The organism is Streptomyces sp. JW3 (genome assembly GCF_052216785.1).
Classification (GTDB): Bacteria; Actinomycetota; Actinomycetes; order Streptomycetales; family Streptomycetaceae; genus Streptomyces.
In genome coordinates this window covers 84,624-101,477 of record NZ_JBQOUX010000002.1, presented here as the reverse complement: position 1 = coordinate 101,477, position 16,854 = coordinate 84,624, and the positions used below count along the sequence as shown (strand labels likewise).

The 16,854-nt window shown below is 74.2% G+C and carries 17 protein-coding genes; 1 reads left to right on the top strand and 16 read right to left on the bottom strand.

Annotation, left to right across the window (positions count from 1 at the left end; genetic code table 11):
• The first annotated feature begins 155 nt into the window (after positions 1 to 155).
• Positions 156 to 557 carry an ATP-binding protein gene (locus ACTT8P_RS01815; protein WP_442829699.1) on the top strand — a complete coding sequence of 134 codons (402 nt, stop codon included), beginning with the start codon at positions 156 to 158 and terminating at the stop codon, positions 555 to 557.
• Positions 558 to 643: 86 nt separating this feature from the next.
• Here the strand turns inward: ACTT8P_RS01815 and ACTT8P_RS01810 are convergent, their stop codons facing one another.
• From ACTT8P_RS01810 to ACTT8P_RS01735, 16 genes are all read right to left on the bottom strand, one after another.
• Positions 644 to 1,309 carry a response regulator gene (locus tag ACTT8P_RS01810; RefSeq protein ID WP_442829698.1) on the bottom strand — a complete coding sequence of 222 codons (666 nt, stop codon included), beginning with the start codon at positions 1,307 to 1,309 and terminating at the stop codon, positions 644 to 646.
• On the bottom strand, positions 1,306 to 2,643 hold the full coding sequence (locus ACTT8P_RS01805; RefSeq protein WP_442829697.1) for a sensor histidine kinase: 1,338 nt from the start codon (positions 2,641 to 2,643) through the stop codon (positions 1,306 to 1,308). Before ACTT8P_RS01805 ends, ACTT8P_RS01810 begins: the two co-directional genes overlap by 4 nt.
• An 84-nt stretch (positions 2,644 to 2,727) precedes the next feature.
• On the bottom strand, positions 2,728 to 3,402 hold the full coding sequence (locus ACTT8P_RS01800; RefSeq protein WP_442829696.1) for a response regulator: 675 nt from the start codon (positions 3,400 to 3,402) through the stop codon (positions 2,728 to 2,730).
• Positions 3,399 to 4,691 (bottom strand): sensor histidine kinase, encoded by a 1,293-nt coding sequence (locus ACTT8P_RS01795; RefSeq protein ID WP_442829695.1) that lies wholly within the window; start codon positions 4,689 to 4,691, stop codon positions 3,399 to 3,401. Before ACTT8P_RS01795 ends, ACTT8P_RS01800 begins: the two co-directional genes overlap by 4 nt.
• Positions 4,688 to 5,833, bottom strand: a complete 1,146-nt coding sequence (locus ACTT8P_RS01790; protein WP_442829694.1) for an acyltransferase family protein — start codon at positions 5,831 to 5,833, stop codon at positions 4,688 to 4,690. The genes ACTT8P_RS01795 and ACTT8P_RS01790 overlap by 4 nt, the downstream gene beginning before the upstream one ends.
• Complete coding sequence (locus tag ACTT8P_RS01785; protein WP_442829693.1) at positions 5,826 to 6,779, bottom strand: alpha/beta hydrolase; 954 nt, start codon at positions 6,777 to 6,779, stop codon at positions 5,826 to 5,828. Before ACTT8P_RS01785 ends, ACTT8P_RS01790 begins: the two co-directional genes overlap by 8 nt.
• A 165-nt stretch (positions 6,780 to 6,944) precedes the next feature.
• Positions 6,945 to 7,805, bottom strand: coding sequence for an alpha/beta hydrolase (locus ACTT8P_RS01780; protein WP_442829692.1), 861 nt, complete (start codon positions 7,803 to 7,805; stop codon positions 6,945 to 6,947).
• A 186-nt stretch (positions 7,806 to 7,991) separates the two neighbouring features.
• Positions 7,992 to 8,810: a tryptophan 2,3-dioxygenase family protein gene (locus ACTT8P_RS01775; protein WP_442829691.1), complete on the bottom strand. Its 819-nt coding sequence runs from the start codon at positions 8,808 to 8,810 to the stop codon at positions 7,992 to 7,994.
• 154 nt (positions 8,811 to 8,964) lie between these two features.
• The gene (locus ACTT8P_RS01770; RefSeq protein ID WP_442829690.1) at positions 8,965 to 9,378 is read right to left on the bottom strand and encodes a DUF3151 domain-containing protein; all 414 of its coding nucleotides are present in this window, start codon (positions 9,376 to 9,378) and stop codon (positions 8,965 to 8,967) included.
• Between the two features lie 126 nt (positions 9,379 to 9,504).
• Positions 9,505 to 10,536 carry a class II fructose-bisphosphate aldolase gene (gene fbaA, locus ACTT8P_RS01765; RefSeq protein WP_442829689.1) on the bottom strand — a complete coding sequence of 344 codons (1,032 nt, stop codon included), beginning with the start codon at positions 10,534 to 10,536 and terminating at the stop codon, positions 9,505 to 9,507.
• Between the two features lie 111 nt (positions 10,537 to 10,647).
• Positions 10,648 to 11,196 (bottom strand): orotate phosphoribosyltransferase, encoded by a 549-nt coding sequence (gene pyrE, locus ACTT8P_RS01760; protein WP_442829688.1) that lies wholly within the window; start codon positions 11,194 to 11,196, stop codon positions 10,648 to 10,650.
• 20 nt (positions 11,197 to 11,216) lie between these two features.
• Positions 11,217 to 12,005, bottom strand: coding sequence for an aldose epimerase family protein (locus ACTT8P_RS01755; protein WP_442829687.1), 789 nt, complete (start codon positions 12,003 to 12,005; stop codon positions 11,217 to 11,219).
• Between the two features lie 56 nt (positions 12,006 to 12,061).
• On the bottom strand, positions 12,062 to 12,904 hold the full coding sequence (locus tag ACTT8P_RS01750; protein WP_442829686.1) for an SRPBCC domain-containing protein: 843 nt from the start codon (positions 12,902 to 12,904) through the stop codon (positions 12,062 to 12,064).
• 207 nt (positions 12,905 to 13,111) lie between these two features.
• Positions 13,112 to 14,722, bottom strand: a complete 1,611-nt coding sequence (locus ACTT8P_RS01745) for a polyamine aminopropyltransferase (RefSeq protein WP_442829685.1) — start codon at positions 14,720 to 14,722, stop codon at positions 13,112 to 13,114.
• A gap of 79 nt (positions 14,723 to 14,801) precedes the next feature.
• Positions 14,802 to 15,383 (bottom strand): DUF2617 family protein, encoded by a 582-nt coding sequence (locus ACTT8P_RS01740; protein ID WP_442829684.1) that lies wholly within the window; start codon positions 15,381 to 15,383, stop codon positions 14,802 to 14,804.
• A gap of 915 nt (positions 15,384 to 16,298) precedes the next feature.
• Positions 16,299 to 16,760: a pyridoxamine 5'-phosphate oxidase family protein gene (locus ACTT8P_RS01735; protein WP_442829683.1), complete on the bottom strand. Its 462-nt coding sequence runs from the start codon at positions 16,758 to 16,760 to the stop codon at positions 16,299 to 16,301.
• Positions 16,761 to 16,854: the final 94 nt, after the last annotated feature.

Here is a 16,854-nt window from a genome sequence, read left to right as displayed (position 1 = left end):
GCGCATTCCTAAAACTAGTACGTACCGTCAGTGACGCGCCGCACACGCTGCGGAACGCCGGGGTACCGGAAGCGCACCGCCCCGTCCTGCCATGACGGCTGCGGCAATGACACCGCCCCCTCCCACCCACCGGACTGACCGAACGGAGCTCAGCCATGCCCGAAACCGAGCCGTGGGAGTACTCCCTCCACATCCCCAACGACCATCGCGCCGTCACCGTCAGTCGGCGCACGCTCCGGCTGATCCTGACTGTCCATGGGCTGATCGGGCTCGTCGATGTCGCGGAGTTGCTGGCCACTGAGCTGGTCACCAACGCCGTGTTGCACACCAAGGGGCCCGCTGCGCTGCGGGTGCGGTGGGCGGGTGGGGTGTTGCGGATCGGGGCGTGGGATGCCGATCCCGAACCGCCGCCCACCGCGACGGACGTGACCGGGATCGACAAAGAGGGCGGCAGAGGGCTCGCCCTCGTGCAGGCGTGCTCCGACCTCTGGGGCTGGCAGCCGCTCTCCCGGTTCGGCAATCGAGGAAAATACGTATGGTGCGAGCTCGCCCAGTAACCCGAAGCCCTGAGCACCCCACCCCCGAACGTCATCAACCCGCTCACCCGAGCGCACCAGTGACACTCCCCCACCGAATGCTCACGTCACCCCGGCGTCACCAGCCGGGCCTCGTAGGCGAAGACCGCCGCCTGGGTGCGGTCGCGCAGGCCCAGTTTCACCAGGACGCGGCTGACATGGGTCTTGATGGTCGACTCCGCCACCACCAGCCGCGCGGCGATCTCCGCGTTCGACAGGCCCTGCGCGATCAGGACCAGTACCTCCGTCTCCCGTTCGGTCAGGTCGCCGTACGCCGCGTGGGCGGCCGGCATCACGCGCGGGGCCGCGGAGAGTTTGGCGAACTCGGTGATCAGACGGCGGGTGACGGAGGGGGCGAGGAGCGCCTCGCCGGACGCCACCACCCGTACCCCATCGGCTAGTTGGCGGGCCGAGGCGTCTTTCAGGAGGAAGCCCGAGGCGCCCGCGCGCAGCGCCTGGTACACGTACTCGTCCAGGTCGAAGGTGGTCAGCACCAGGACCTTCGACGCCGTACCGGACGCCACGATCTCCCGCGTCGCCTCGATACCGTTCAGCTCCGGCATGCGGATGTCCATCAGGACGACGTCGGGGGAGAGTTCGGCCACCTTCGTGACCGCCTCGCGGCCGTTCACCGCCTCGCCGGCCACCTCGATGTCCGGCATCGCGTTCAGCAGGACCGAGAAACCCTCCCGCACCATCATCTGGTCGTCGGCGATCAGTACCCGGATGGTCATGACTCGCCCTCGGTCGCCAGGGGCACCGGCAGGAACACCGTCACCTCGTAGCCGCCCTCGCCGGTCGGGCCGGCCGTCATCTCGCCGTTCAGCATCTGCACCCGTTCCCGCATACCGGTCACCCCGTGCCCGGCGCCCGGCGACGGTTTGAGCAGGGACAGTTCGGGGATCGGGGTGTTGACCACGCGCAGGCCCAGGCCGCCGAGGACGTAGGAGACCTCGACGCGGGCCGAAGCGCCCGGCGCGTGCCGCAGCGTGTTGCTCAGCGCCTCCTGGACGATCCGGTACGCCGACAGTTCGACGCCCGGCGGCAGTTCGCGCACCGCGCCCGTCACCGCCTTCTCCACCGTCAGGCCCGCGTCCCGCACATTGGCCAGCAGCGCGTCCAGGTCGGCGAGGGTGGGCTGCGGGGCGTCGGGCGCCTCGTAGTCCTCGGCGCGGACGACACCGAGGACGCGGCGGAGTTCCGTGAGGGCCGCCACCGCGTTCTCGCGGATCGTGGCGAAGGCCCGCTCCAGCTCCGGCGGCGGGTTCTCCACCCGGTACGGCGCCGCCTCCGCCTGGATGGCGACCACCGACATGTGGTGGGCGACCACGTCGTGCAGCTCGCGGGCGATGGTGGTGCGCTCCTCCAGCAGGGTGCGGCGGGAACGTTCGTGGGCCGTTACCGTCCGCTGCGCGGTCACCTCCTGCGCGGCCTCGCGGCGTACGTGCCGTACGGCGACCACCAGCAGCACCAGTGCGGTGACGACCAGCAGCGGGCCGCTGTTGGAGTTGTAGTAGTTCGCGCCGAGCAGGGTGTCGGCGCCGACGCTGTAGCCGGCGGTGAGCAGCCACATCCAGGCCGCCGTCCGGGGCCGGGTGCGCAGCGCCACCACCGTCAGCACGGTCAGGTGGCAGGCGAAACTGCCGGGCGACCAGGGCCACTCGTCCCACTCCTCGGCGAACAGCACGGTGACCGGTGCCGCCGCCAGCGAGATCCAGAACGCGCCCACGGGCCGCGCCAGGGTGAGCAGGACGGGGACCAGGGCGAGCCCGGCGTAGAGCAGTTCCAGGACTCCGCCGCCGGTCGTCGCGCCGAACGCGATCGCCATCGCCAGCAGTCCGGCCGCCGCCACCACGGCGTGCGGGGTCCACCCCGCGTACTCCCGCAGCCGCCCCGGCAGCCGGCGGGCGAGCGGGCCGTCGGCGGCCGTCCGGGGCAGCGGACGGTAGGCGAAGGCGTCGTGGATCAGATCCTGCCGCAGCCCGCGCAGCGCGTTCGCGGCGAGCCGGACCTCCGGGCTGCCCGCCGGCGCGGACGGTATCTGGGTCGTCTGGGGCGTCTCGGTCACACACCGAACCGTAGGGGGACGGCCGGCCTCCCGTCGTCCGCTGCGAGGACGGTCCTCGCCCGTCCCCCTCAAGTACTACCCGGGTCAGTACCCCGAGGGCCGCACCAGTCCGGTCTCGTACGCGAACACCGCCGCCTGGGTGCGGTCGCGCAGGCCCAGCTTCACCAGGATGCGGCCCACATGCGTCTTCACCGTCTGCTCGGCGACGACCAGACGGCCGGCGATCTCCGCGTTGGACAGGCCCTGCGCGATCAGCGCCAGCACCTCCGTCTCCCGCTCGGTCAGGGCGCCGACCCGCTCCTTCAGCGGGGTGCGCGGCCGCTCGCGCAGCCGGGAGAACTCGGTGATCAGCCGCCGGGTGATGTTCGGGGCGAGCAGCGCGTCCCCGGCGGCGACCACCCGGACCGCCTCGGCCAGTTGGTCGGCGGAGGCGTCCTTGAGCATGAAGCCGGAGGCGCCCGCGTGCAGGGCCTCGTAGACGTACTCGTCGAGGTCGAAGGTGGTCAGCACCAGGACGCGGATGCCGGGGTCCGCCGCCGTGATGCGGCGGGTGGCCTCGATGCCGCCCAGTTCCGGCATGCGGATGTCCATCAGGACGACGTCCGGGGCGAGTTCGGCGACCCTGGCCACCGCGTCCAGGCCGTCCACCGCCTGGCCGACCACCTCGATGTCGGGCTGGGTGTTGAGCAGCACGGTGAAGCCCTGGCGGACCATCTGCTGGTCGTCGGCGATCAGTACGCGGATGGGTGGGGTGGTCATGCCTCGTCCTCGAGGGTGGTGGTGGAGTGGGCGGGCAGGAAGGCGGTCACCCCGTAGCCGCCGTCCGGCAGCCGGTGCGCGGTCAGGGTGCCGCCGAGCATCGCCGCCCGCTCCCGCATGCCGAGCAGGCCGTGCCCGGCGCCGGGGGAGGGTGACGCGGGTGGGTGCGCCGGGCGGGAGTTGACGACCTCCACGCGCAGGCCGTGCGGGAGGTGGTCGAGGTGGACGCGGGCGTGGGCGCCGGGCGCGTGGCGCAGTACGTTGCTCAGCGCCTCCTGCACGATCCGGTACGCCGACAGTTCCACGCCGGGCGGCAGCGGGCGGCGTTCGCCGGTCTGCTCGGTGGTGACGGTGAGGCCGGCGGCCCGGGTGTTCTCCACCAGGGCGTCCAGCCGGTCGAGGGTGGGCTGCGGGGCGTGCGCCGACTCCGCTCCGGCCGGCTGCTCGGAGCGCAGGACGCCCAGGACGCGGCGGAGTTCGGTGAGCGCCTCCAGCGCGTTCTCCCGTATGCCCGCGAGGTTCTCCACCAGCTCGTCCGGCGGGTTCTCGACGAGGTGCGGGGCGACCTGCGCCTGGATGGAGATGACGGACATGTGGTGGGCGACGACGTCGTGCAGCTCGCGCGCGATCCGGCTGCGCTCCTCCAGGACGGTGCGGCGGGCGCGTTCCTCGGCGGTGAGGGTGGTCTGCTCGGCGAGTGCGGTACGGGCCTCGCGGCGCCCGCGCAGGGCGGTGCCGAGCACCACGGCGACCGCGCAGAGGGTGAGGGCGAGGACGCCGGTGGACTGGTAGTCCTGGGCGCCCCACAGGCCCTGGAGGACGTAGGTGACCAGCGCGGTGAGGGCGAGCGCCTCGGCGGCGACCCGGCCCGGCACCCGCAGGGCGAGCAGCAGCAGGACGAACAGATGGGCGGCCGCCCCGGCCACGGTCCAGGGCCAGCTGAACCCCTGCGCCGAAGCGGTGCCCACCAGCAGGTGGTGCACGGCCACCGCCCCCAGCACGGTCGCCACCAGCGACAGCCAGCACGCCAGGACCGGCCGCCACAGGGCGAGGACCATCGCGCCGCTCTGGCCGAGGACGACCGCGAAGGCGTACCCGAAGGTCAGCCCGGCCGCTTCCTGGAGCTGCGGCAGCCCGCCGGCCAGCACCCCGAACGCGGCCAGCCACACGATCCCGTGCGGCAGCCACCGCAGCCAGGTGGACGGCGGCAGCGGGTCCGCCCGTACGGTCCACAGGTCGTCGCGCAGCACCGCCGCCCAGTGCCGGACCCGGTTCCCCCCGTAAGTCACGCGTCCACCTTAGAACCGGCCGTCCGGGACGGGCCCGGCAGTTCCCAGGTCCGGAACACCGCCCAGCACACCGCCAGCACCAGCGTGAACACCGGCAGCCAGGCCAGCCGGGCCGCCACCCAGTCCAGGCCGTCGGGGCGGGTGTGCAGGCCGGGCAGGCGGCCGGCCGGCAGAGCGGCGGCCGTGGTCGCCATCAGGGCCGTCTGGTGCCACAGGAAGAGCGTCATCGCGGACAGGTTGGCCAGTGCCACCGCCGCCCAGGCGGCCGGCCGCCGCATCGCCCGGCGCAGCGGCTCGCGCAGCAGCAGCGCCAGGCCGCACTGGGCGAGGCCGAAGGTGACGGCGGCCAGCGTCGGCGGGTAGAGGTTCGACACCGCCGCGCCGGGCACGCCGACCATCGACGCCGGGTAGCCGCCGAAGGCGACCAGCGCGGCCGTGGCCGCCGTACCGCCGGCGAGGAGGAGCGCCCCGGCGCGGCGGCGCTCCAGTTCGCCGCGGGTCCAGGCGGCGCCGAGAGTGTACGGGACCAGCCAGCCCGCCGCCAGGTTGAGCCAGCCGAGCCGGTCGGGGGCCCCGAGGCCGAAGCGCAGCAGGTCCACGTGCAGGACGACGACCAGCGGCCAGAGCGGGTGCAGCCGGGCCACCAACGGGGTCAGCGCCGTCAGGACGGCGAAGACCAGCAGGAACCACAGCGGGGACAGCGCCAGTTTCACCAGGGTGTGGACGGTGGTGAACTCCGCGCCGGTCAGCAGCAGCAGCGCCGTCACCACCGTCCACAGGGTGAGGACGGCCGGCACCGGCCGCAGCAGCCGGGCCAGCCGGGCGCCCAGCCAGCGCCGGTAGGAGGTGCCGCGGGCGCGGGCGCTCGCGTAGGAGCGGGTGGCGACATGGCCGCCGACCAGGAAGAACACGGCGAGGGTCTGGAAGACCCAGGAGACCGGGGCCAGCCACGGCAGCTCCCCCAGCGGGCTCGCGGCGCGCAGCGCGGTGCCGTCGGTGACCAGGGCAGTCACCAGCCAGTGGCCGAGCACGACACCGAGGATCGCGGCGGCCCGCAGGGCGTCCACGGCCCGGTCCCGGCCGGCGGGGGTGGCGGCGTCGAGGCGCGCGCGAAGGCCGGTGCGTACGGTCAGGTCAGTCACGGGACACCGCCGCGGTCTCGCCCCGTACGATCCGGGCCAGGTTGGTGAGGGAGCGGGAGCCGGGGTCGAAGTAGTCGCTGTGGCCGCCCGGGCCGGCCGCGAAGACCCGGGCGCCGAAGGCCGGGGAGACCGGGTCGGTGCCGAGGCCGACGGTCGTGCCGAACAGGTCCGCGCTGACGTGCGGCACGTGCGCCACCCAGTCGCCGGCGCCGCGCGCCGCCCAGATCCGGGCCCGGGTGCGCAGCCCGGCGGCGCTGCCGGCGCCGGTGCCGGGGCTGCCGATCAGGGCGATGTCGGTGACGTCCAGGCCGGGGGCGGCGCGGGCGCAGACGACGGTGCCGTAGGAGTGGCACAGGAGGGAGACGTCCGCGCCGGGCCCGCTGATGGTGTGCAGGGCGGTGACGAGGGCGCGCAGCGCGGGGGCGGCCTCCTCGGCGCGGCCGGTGGTGGCGACCGTCGCGCTGACGGTGCCGGGTGTCTCGTAGCCGAGCCAGGCCACCACCGCCGTACGGCCGTCAGTGAGCCGCTGATACAGGGCGACGGCGGTGGCGCGGAAGCGGTCGTAGGTGTCGAGGCCGGTGTCGGAGCCCGGCACCAGGACGGCGATCCGCTCGGCGTGGGCCAGGTCGCCGAACACCTCGGTGGCCAGTCCGGCGCCCCGGCCGTCGAAGGCGAGGAGCCGCCGGTCCGGGGCGGCCAGCGCGCGGTCGGCCGCCGCCCGGTGACGGAAACCGTGGGCGGCGGCCGTCCGGGACGCCTCTGCGGCGCCCGCCCGGTTGGCGGTGTACGCCGCCTCCAGCGTCGCCGCCGACAGCGGGGCCAGGACGGCGGGGGCCGGGGCAGGGATTCCGGGCCGCGCGGCACCGGAGAGGGGAACGACGACCGCGCCGGTGAGCAGCGCGGCCAGGCCGCCACGCCACCAGCGCCCCGTGAAACGCCTCCTCATGACCACTCCCCCCACCCCCGGCCCGTCCATCGGGCCCGGTCAGGAAGGAAGTTACGGAGCGTCGTACGTAACCGGCGTCACACCGGAGAGCTCACCCGCGGGGTGGCTCCCAGGTATGACGGGTAGCACGGCCGCTCACGGCCGCTCACGCCCACTCACGGCCGATCACCACGCCAGCTGGGCGATCTCCTCCGCCACCACCGCGCAGGCGTCCGCCGCCGGGTCGATCAGCGGGAAGTGGCCGACGTCCTCCAGCAGCGTCACGCCCACCACCTCACCCGCCCTGGCCGCCGCGTCGGCGTACGCCTCGGCGACCTCCTGCGGCACGTCCACGTCGGTACGGCCCTGCACCAGGGTGGTCGCGATGCCGGTGGGCAGCAGCAGCGCGGGGTCGGCGTACGGCTGCCGCTCGGTGAACAGGGCATCGGCGCCGAGGAGTTGGCGGACCGCGTCGCCGCACACGCCGAGCCGCGCGGCGACCGTGAGGTCGGCGATCGGGGCGAGCGCGACCACGCCGCGCAGCGGTGCGGGCCGGTCGGTGCGCCAGGGGGCGTCGGCGGGCAGCAGATGCCGGGCCGCCGCCCACAGCGCGAGGTGGCCGCCCGCCGAGTGACCGGTGAGCACCGTGCGCTGCGGGTCGGCCCCGGGGAGGTGTTCCCGTACCAGCGCGGGCAGCGCGTCCAGTGCGGCGGCCACGTCGTCGAAGGTGTCGGGCCACCGCCCGGCGGTCTCCTTGTCCTGGCCGCCGCGCCGGTACTCCACGCTGGCCACGGCGAACCCGCGGTGGGCGAGGAAGCTCGCGAACGGGCTGAGGTGCCGCCGGTCGTACGGTGCCCGCCAGGCGCCCCCGTGCAGAGCCACCACCACGGGTGCCGCGCCGCCCGGGCCCCCCGGACCGCGCGGCGCGTAGAAGTCGATGACCTGGTCGGGCAGGCCGCCGTACGCGGCGCTGCTGTCAGGGTCGACCGCCGGATGCGAGAAGGCGGACTTCTCCTCCGCGTCGTTGCCCGCAGTGGTGTCCGGCATGCTCCAACCTCTCAGCGGCGTAACGGCGTTGACCGACCCGAGGAAACCGGGACCGGCCGTTGGCGGGACGGTATCAGGCCCGTGACGTGCGTGAACACGGGGTTGTCACGCAGGGTGAGGGCAACCCGGTCCCGCGACCCGGCGGGGGGATCGGCCGCGGCCGGCTCCCGGGCCGCACCCCTCGGGTCAGACGTACGACCGCGCCGTCCACAGCTCGGGGAACACGTTCTTGCGGGCCCGCTTCTCCAGCCAGGCCACCCCGGCGGAGCCGCCCGTGCCGGTCTTGGCGCCCATCGCGCGGCGGGTGGCGACGAGGTGGTCGTTGCGCCAGCGCCACACCAGCTCGGCGACATCGCTGAGCGCCTCGCCGAGCCGGGCCGGCTCGCCGTTCTGGTCACCGCGGTACACGGCCGTCCAGGCGGCCTCGACCTCGGGCGACGGCTCGTAGGGCTGGGAGACGTCCCGTCGCAGGACGGCCTCCTCCGGGATCGCGTACCCGCGCCGCGCCAGCAGCCGGATCGCCTCGTCGTAGAGGCTCGGCTCGTGCAGTGCCTTCTCCAGCTCGGCATGGGCGCGCGGCGTGCAGCGGTGCGGGACCAGCATGGCCGCGGACTTCTCGCCGAGCAGGAACTCCAGCCGGCGGTACATGGCCGACTGGAAACCGGAGCCGTCCCCGAGGGTGCCCCGGTAGGAGTTGAACTGGGCCGGGGTCAGCGCGGCCAGCGGCCTCCAGGAGGCGTTCAGCGCCTCCAGCTCCCGTACCGACCGCTTCAGCGCGTCCCGCGCCACATCCACGCGGTCCTCGCGCAGAGCGCCGGCCGCGGTCTCCCACTCGTGGACGACGACCGTGAACCACAGCTCCATGACCTGGGTGGTGACCAGGAAGACCATCTCTCCGGGGTCGTCGGAGACGGTCTGCTGGAGATGGGTGAGCACGTCCGCCTTGACGTAGTCCTCGTACGGCGTGCCACCCGCGAAGTCGAGATTCGGGGCGTCGTGGGACATCGCTGTCTCCTGTGGCACTTTGGGTAGCGGTCCGCCCTGCCGTTACCGGCACGGGGCCCCGGTCCCCGAACCAGCATCCTCCGCAGTCGTCCCAGGCGCGCGCGAGGCCCGCCCGTCCGGACGGGCCCCAAGGGAACGGCGCGAGTCCGGGGACTCAGCCGAGGACGTCGGCCGCCTCCTGCGAGGAGTCGCGCAGGAACTGCGCGCAGCGCTCGTACTCCTCCTTCTCGCCGATCGCCTGCGCGGCGCGGGCGAGGGCGTGCAGGGCGCGCAGGAAGCCGCGGTTCGGCTCGTGGTCCCACGGCACCGGGCCGTGGCCCTTCCAGCCGTTCCGCCGCAGGGCGTCGAGCCCCCGGTGGTAGCCGGTCCGGGCGTACGCGTACGACTCGACGACACCGCCCCGCTCGAAGGCGTCGTCGGCGAGCTGCGCCCAGGCCAGCGAGGACGTCGGGTACTGGGCGGCGACCTCGGCGGGCGAGGTGCCGCTTGCGAGCAGCTCGCGCGGCTCGGGGTCGTCGGGGAGGAGGGTCGGGGGCGGTCCCCCGAGGAGGTTCTCGTGAATGGCCATGCGGTCCAGTCTGCGGCATCGCGTCCGCTCCACGGCACGGCGAGGGCCCGGCACCGCCGCGCGGGGTGCCGGGCCCGTCGTACGCCGGTGTTACGTCGTACCCCGGTGTTACGTCGTACCCCGGTGTTACTTGATGCGGGTGCCCGCCGAGCGCAGGTGACCGCAGGCCTCCACGACGCGCGCGGCCATGCCGGCCTCGGCCAGCTTGCCCCAGGTGCGCGGGTCGTAGGTCTTCTTGTTGCCGACCTCGCCGTCGATCTTCAGCACGCCGTCGTAGTTGGCGAACATGTGACCGGCGACCGGCCGCGTGAAGGCGTACTGGGTGTCGGTGTCGAGGTTCATCTTGACCACGCCGTTGTCCAGCGCGGTGGCGATCTCCTCGGCGGTGGAGCCGGAGCCGCCGTGGAAGACGAAGTCGAACGGCTGGGCGCCGGCCGGCTTGCCGTACTTCGCGGCGACGCCCACGTTCAGCTCCTTGAGCAGGTCGGGGCGGAGCACCACGTTGCCCGGCTTGTACACGCCGTGCACGTTGCCGAACGAGGCGGCCAGCAGGTAGCGGCCCTGCTCGCCCAGGCCCAGCGCCTCCGCCGTGCGCAGCGCGTCGTCGACGGTGGTGTAGAGGGAGTCGTTGATCTCGTGCGAGACGCCGTCCTCCTCGCCGCCGGTCGGGGTGATCTCGACCTCAAGGATGATCTTCGCGGCGCGGGCCTGCGCCAGCAGCTCGGTGGCGATGGCGAGGTTGTCGGCCAGCGTCTCCGCCGAACCGTCCCACATGTGGGACTGGAACAGCGGGTTCAGACCGGCCTCGACGCGCTTGGCGGACAGCGCGATCAGCGGACGCACGTACGCGTCCAGCTTGTCCTTGGGGCAGTGGTCGGTGTGCAGCGCGATGTTCACGTCGTACTTCTCGGCGACGATGTGCGCGAACTCGGCCAGCGCCACCGCGCCGGTCACCATGTCCTTACTGTGCTGGCCGCCCAGGAACTCGGCGCCGCCGGTGGAGATCTGGACGATGCCGTCGCTCTCCGCCTCCGCGAAACCGCGCAGCGCCGCGTGCAGCGTCTGGGAGGAGGTCACGTTGATGGCCGGGTAGGCGAACTTCCCCGCCTTCGCCCGGTCCAGCATCTCGTTGTAGACCTCGGGAGTTGCGATGGGCATGAGTCCGCTCCTTGATATGTGCGGGTGGGCTGTGTCGTGCGTACGTGCTTACGTGCTTACGGCCCTGACCTGGGGGGCGACGCCATTGTCGGCCCCATCTTCCCAGACCGCTCAGTCCAGGCCCAGCTCGTCCTTGGAGAAGGCGAACCGGTACGGCACACCCGCCCCCTCCTGGATCTTCTCGGCGGCACCGGTCGCCCGGTCGACGATGGTGGCGACGCCGACGACCTCGGCACCGGCCTCGCGCACCGCCTCGACCGCGGTGAGCGGGGAGCCGCCGGTGGTGGAGGTGTCCTCGACGACCAGCACCCGGCGGCCGGCGATGTCCGGGCCCTCGACGCGGCGCTGGAGACCGTGCGCCTTCGCCGCCTTGCGGACCACGAAGGCGTCCAGCCGCTGCCCGCGCGCCGCGGCGGCGTGCAGCATGCTCGCGGCGACCGGGTCGGCGCCCATGGTCAGCCCGCCGACCGCGTCGAACTCCAGGTCCGCGGTCAGGTCGAGCAGCACCTGTCCGACCAGCGGCGCGGCCTCGCCGTCCAGGGTGATGCGGCGCAGGTCGACGTAGTAGTCGGCCTCCAGACCGGAGGAGAGCGTCACCTTGCCGTGCACCACGGCCTTGTCCTTGATCTGCTGCAGCAGCGCGCCGCGTACGTCACTCATGTCTGTCAGGTTAAACGGCGCTAAAGCCGCCGCCAGCTCCAGGTCGTCGTCGCCTCCAGCGGCTCCAGCGGCGTGACCAGGCGCGGGAGGGTGTTCAGCCCGTCCGGCGGTCCGGTCTGCGGCTCCACACAGACGGCGGCCTCCTGCTCGTCGTACACCACGACCCACTCCTGCCGGCTGCTCACCTTCAGCTCCAGCCGCTCCGGCCAGGTGAGGGTGACGTCGACGCCGTCGGGCATGCCGAAGCAGTCGTCCCAGGGGCCGGGCAGCGGGTCGATCCGCTTGCCGGTGGGCAGGTGGTCGGCGCCGCGCTCCTCCTGCCAGGCGGCGTCGAAGCCGATCTCGACGGCGCTTGACTCGACGGTCCGGTTGAACCAGGGGTGCCAGCCGAGCTGCGCCGGGAAGGACGAGTCGTACGTCTCCACGGCCATGGTCAGCGTCAGCGCGTCCGCGGCGAGGGCGACCTGCTGGGTGACGCGGCCGGTGTACGGCCAGGGGTCGGTGAGGTCGTAGGTGAGGACGGCCTCGGTCTCCGTGACCCGCGCGGTCGTCCAGGGGGCGTCGCGGGCGAAGCCGTGGATGGCGTGCGGCGGGGAGTTCAGCGGCATCTGGTGGACGTCGGCGCCGTCCCGGAACCGGCCGTCGCGGACCCGGCCGCACCAAGGGACCATCGGGAAGCAGCCGTAGCGGTCGCCCTGGCGGAGCAGCTCCACGCCGCCGACGCGCAGCGAGCCGACCCGCCCGCCGTTGCCGGGCCGCACGGCCACCCGCGCGTCGCCCGCGGACAGAGTGATCTCTTCGTTACTCACGCTCCGACCCTACTGGGACACTCCGGGACCGGGACTGCGGGCCGTCCGGCCCGGCATCAGCGCCGCCGGCGCAGTGCGCGGCCGACCACGATGGCCGAGGCGACGGCCAGCGCCGCGGCCGGGGCGGCCCAGCGCAGCGGGGTGGCGGCGGAGGCGGCCTGCGGGGCGGGGACGGGGGCGTACCGGCCGCGCGGCGGCGCGTGGTCGACCTCCTCGGCGCTGCGGCCGATCATCGTGCGGCGCGCGTGCGCGGCTTCGGCGGGCGGGCCGTCGCCGGCTGCCTCGGCAGTCACCTCGGCGGGTACGTCGGCCGCCTCGGCCGGTGCGTCGGCCGCCTCGGCCGGTGCGTCGGCCGTCGCGCCTTCGTCGGGCGCGGGTGCGGCCTCCGGTCCGAGTGCGGACTCGGGGACCTCGGTGTCGAAGACGGTGGGGGGGACCTCCGGGGCCGTGGCAGGAGCGGACGTCTCTGCCGTGGCCCCCCGCCCCAGGTTCTCCGCGAACCGTGTCAGCAACCGCGTGGCCGCCGCGCGCACCGCGTCCGGCGGCAGTTCGGTGAGCCGCCCGTCGGCCTCGGCCGTGACCGTCCCCCCGAACGTCAGCGTGGCGCCGCCCGCCGCCCCGGCCACCCGGACCGTCAGCGCCAGCGTCACCCGGCCCGGCCCGCGCGCCTCGCCCGCGTCGCCCTGGACGGCGTACGTACCGTCGCCTCGCGCGGACACCCGCACCGCACCCCGGTAGGTGACGGAGTGGCTGCCGACGCGCAGTTTCAGCCGCCCGGTGACGGGCTCGGCGCCGGCCTCCTGCTGGAGCCCGGGCACCGCGGCCGCGACCCGGGCGGGGTCGGCCAGCGCCTCCCTGAGCCGCTCGGCCACAACCGGAACGAACACCTCATGCTCCATGTCAGCCGAGCCTACCCAGCGGGCGGCGGGAACACGCCCCATCGGCCGGAAGTCATCCGCCGCCGCCCGCCCTCGCCGCCGCCCTGTGCGCCATACGGGTGAACGCGGGCCCGAACAGCGCGTCGCATCCGGAGCGCACCGCCCCAAGCCCAGGCACCCGTCCGCCCCAAGCCCAGGCCCAAGCCCAGGCACCCGCCCGGGACGGCCTCAGTACCGCGGATGTGTCAGCGTCGACGGCGGCACATCCGGTACGGCGGCCGGGCCGGCCGCGTCCGCGGCGGCGCGGGCCAGCGACCGGGGGGCTAGGGTCCCCGGGCGCGGGCCGCGCGGATCCAGGCGCAGCGCCGGTGTGCCGCGCGCGGCGAGCAGGAACCCCCAGTCGCCGGCCGGGGAACCAGTGATCCGGTAGGGCACGGTGCGCAGCCCCGCCGCGCGCAGCGTCGACTGCACCGTCCGGAACACGCCGGGCCGCGAGGCGAACGGCCCGGCGTGCACCGCCAGCCGTCCGCCGGGCGCCAGCGCGCGCCGGGCCAGGCCGTAGAACTCCTGCGAGTACAGCTTGGTGCCGGCCGTGACGCCCGGGTCGGGCAGGTCCGAGATCACCACGTCGTACGCCGCGACCGGCGCCCCGCGCAGCCGGTGGAACGCGTCGTCCGTGGTGACCCGGACCCGCGGATCGCCGTAGGCGTGCTCGTTGAGCGCGGCCAGGCCGGGGTCGTGCCGCGCCAGCCGGCACAGTTCCGGGTCCACCTCCACGATCTCCACCCGCCGCACCCCCGGGTGGCGCAGCACCTCCCGGGCGGCCAGCCCGTCGCCGCCGCCGAGGATCAGCACGCGTGCGTGCGGACCGGTCATGGCGGGGTGCACCAGCGCCTCGTGGTACCGGCGTTCGTCACCGCTGCCGACCCGCAGCCGGCCGTCCAGGAAGAGGTCGAGGGGACGGCCGTCCAAGTCGCCGAGGACGACGATCTCCTGCACGTCGGTGCGCACCGCCACCCGGACGTCCTGGCCGTACATGGCGCGCCGGGCGGCCTGTTCGAAGTCGTCGGCCAGGACGGCGGTGGTGGCGAGGACGGCGATGACGACGACGTTGGCGGTCAGCAGCAGCCGCCGGGCCCGCCCGGTCAGGTCGCGCCGGAACAGCCCCAGCACCAGCGCCGCGCCCACGACCGCGTTGACGGTCCCGGTGACCAGCGCCCCGGTCAACTGCCCCAGGAACGGCAGCAGCAGGAACGGGAAGGCCAGTCCGCCGATCAGCGACCCGGTGTAGTCGGCGGCGAACAGGTCGGCGACCGCGCCGCCCACGTCCTGCCGGCGGATCCGCTGGATCAGCTCCATCAGCAGCGGCACCTCGGCGCCGATCAGCAGGCCGATGGTGAGCGAGAAGGCGACCAGCAGCACCCGCGGCGCGTCCGCCCACAGCCCGCCCCAGTCACCGGTCCAGGCGAACACCGCGTACAGCATCATCGCGCTGCACCCGCCGACCAGGGCGAGGGCCGCCTCGACCGCCCCGAAGCCGGCCGCGCCGAGCCGCCGCAGCCGCTTGGCGACCAGCGACCCGATGCCCATCGCGAACACCATCACCGACAGCACGATGGACGCCTGGGTGACCGAGTCGCCGGTCAAGTAGGAGGCGACGGCGACCAGTTCGAGTTCGTACACCAGACCGCAGGCGGCGCAGACGAAGACGCCCGCCAGTACCAGGAACCGTCCGGTGCCCGGTCGCACGGGCAGCGGGGGCGGGGTGGCGCGACGGCCGCCCGGACCGCCCCAGGGCGGCGGGGAGCCGGGCGGGGCGGGCGCGTGCCGTTCGATCACGCTGTGACGTTACGTTACTGCGGCGGTGCGCTTCGTCACCCACACGTGTGGAACTGTCGTACACCCGGCCGCCGCAGGTTTATCCGGTGAAGACACCGGAACGGCCGCCGACGCCGGACCGGCCGCCCCCGCCCGACCGGCCGGGCCGGGCCGTCTCGGCGCAGGCCCCGACCCTGGTCCGGGTGGCCACCAGGCGGCCTTCCTGCGGATAGGCGTGCCAGGTGCGCCAGGACACCTGGCCCTGCTGGCCCTGGGCCAGCAGGGCCGTGAAGGCGTGCGGACTGCCCGGGAAGACCCCGACGAGCCCGTGCGGATGGTCGGCGACCAGGGCCAGCAACTCCTGGGCGCGGCCCGCGAAGGCGCCGGGCGAGAGCACCTCGACATGGGCGGCGAACTCGTACTCCCAGTCGCCCACCCGCTTGGCGACACCCAGCGGCAGCGGGGTCCGGCTGCCCGGGATGCACGCGACCGTCTCCGAACAGGTCCCCCGCTCCTCCTCCAGGAGGACCTGGTGGGAGGCGCCGAGGAGTCTCAACTGAAGTGCGGCGTCCGCCAGTTCGACATCAAGGGTGGCGAGGGCCGGCAGCGGCTCCCGCCCCAGGGCCCAGGCGAGGTCGGCCGCGCGCGTGTCGGTGTAGGCGGTGTTCAGGGTCGTGAGCATGGATGGGCTCCGCAAGCACACAGGGGGAAGGAGGGCAGGGTCCCGCGTATGTCCCGGCCGCGCCGAGGGGTGCGGCCCTGTCACAGCCCGGCCGGCCGGTCAGGAGGAGTCCGCAGGACGCGCCCGTTGGGCTGCTTGGGCGAATGAGAGGCAATCATGGACGGTGACGGCGCCACAGCGTTTTTACCCAACTTCGTGGTATTTCCATCCCTCAGGGGGCTCAACAGCTCAACTGTTCAACGACAGCGCACGCCCTGCCCGCACCGCGCACGCCGGTACGCGAGAGCGCCCGCCGGGCGTACTGCCCGGCGGGCGCTGGATGCGGGGCCGCCCCGCGAGGTTCCCCGGAGCTCGGCTGCCCCGTGTCAGCCGCGCCTCCGCTCCCCGCGTCAGCCGCCTCCGCTCCCCCGGTCAGCCACCCCCGCCCCCGCAACCGCCGCCGCCGCCCCCGCAGGACGAGCCGCCGCCGCAGGAGTGACCCCCCGAGTGCCCCCCGGAGTCACCGCCCGAATGCCCACCGGAGTGACCTCCCGAATGCCCCCCGTCCGACGAGGAACCGCCGTCCGAGCCCCCCACCCACCAGCTGCCTCCACCGCTGTCACCACCACCGGCGGCGACACCACCGCCCCCGGCGGCCCAGCCGCCCCGCCCGCGCGCACGCCCCCGCGCCCCGCCGGAGCGCACGCCCCGGCGCGTGACGGACACGCCCCTGGCGAGAACCAGAATCACGACCACTGCCAGGATGATGCCGATGATCATGGCGCCACCCTCCTTCCGTTGAGCGACCCCGATGAGCAACCCCCCGTGGGTGCCTCGCTGCGGGTGTCTCGCTCGTCGCGTGCACCGGAGATGCCCGGGGCCGGCCCGGCGCAAAGCAGAGTTGAGCAACTCCAGAGGTTCGGCGGCCCGGGGACGCTACGCCAGCCACACCCCGTCCCGCATGATGACCCGCCCCCGCAGTTCCGGCTCACCGCGCCACGCGCGCACGATCCTCGGCACCACGCGCACGTACACGAACGAGCCCTCCTCCGCACGCGGGTCCCATCCGAACTTGACGGTGTACGCCCGCGCCGCCTCCCCGGCCACCTCCCGGTCCGCGAAGCACTCCGCCTCGCCCTGGAGGAGCAGCACGTCGAAGGTGTCCGGAAGCGCCAGCCGGACGCGTGGCTCCGCGCGGACGTTCCGCGCGGTCACGGACGCCGCGCCGGTGCACATCCACACCGCTCGCCCGTCCCACCAGAACCACAGCGGCACCTGGTGCGGCCCGTGCTCCGGGTGCGCCGTCGACACCCATACGTCCCGCTCGGTGCCGAGCCGCTCCAGGGCGTCGCGCGTACGCTCCGCCGTCCGACGGCGAACGGTCTCCGGGGTGTCCATGACGGCCGACCCTAGCCAGCCGGGCGCGCGCCGCGCCTCGGGCGCGGGACCTACGCCCGGCGACCGATGCGGGCACCCGGCCGACCACGTACTG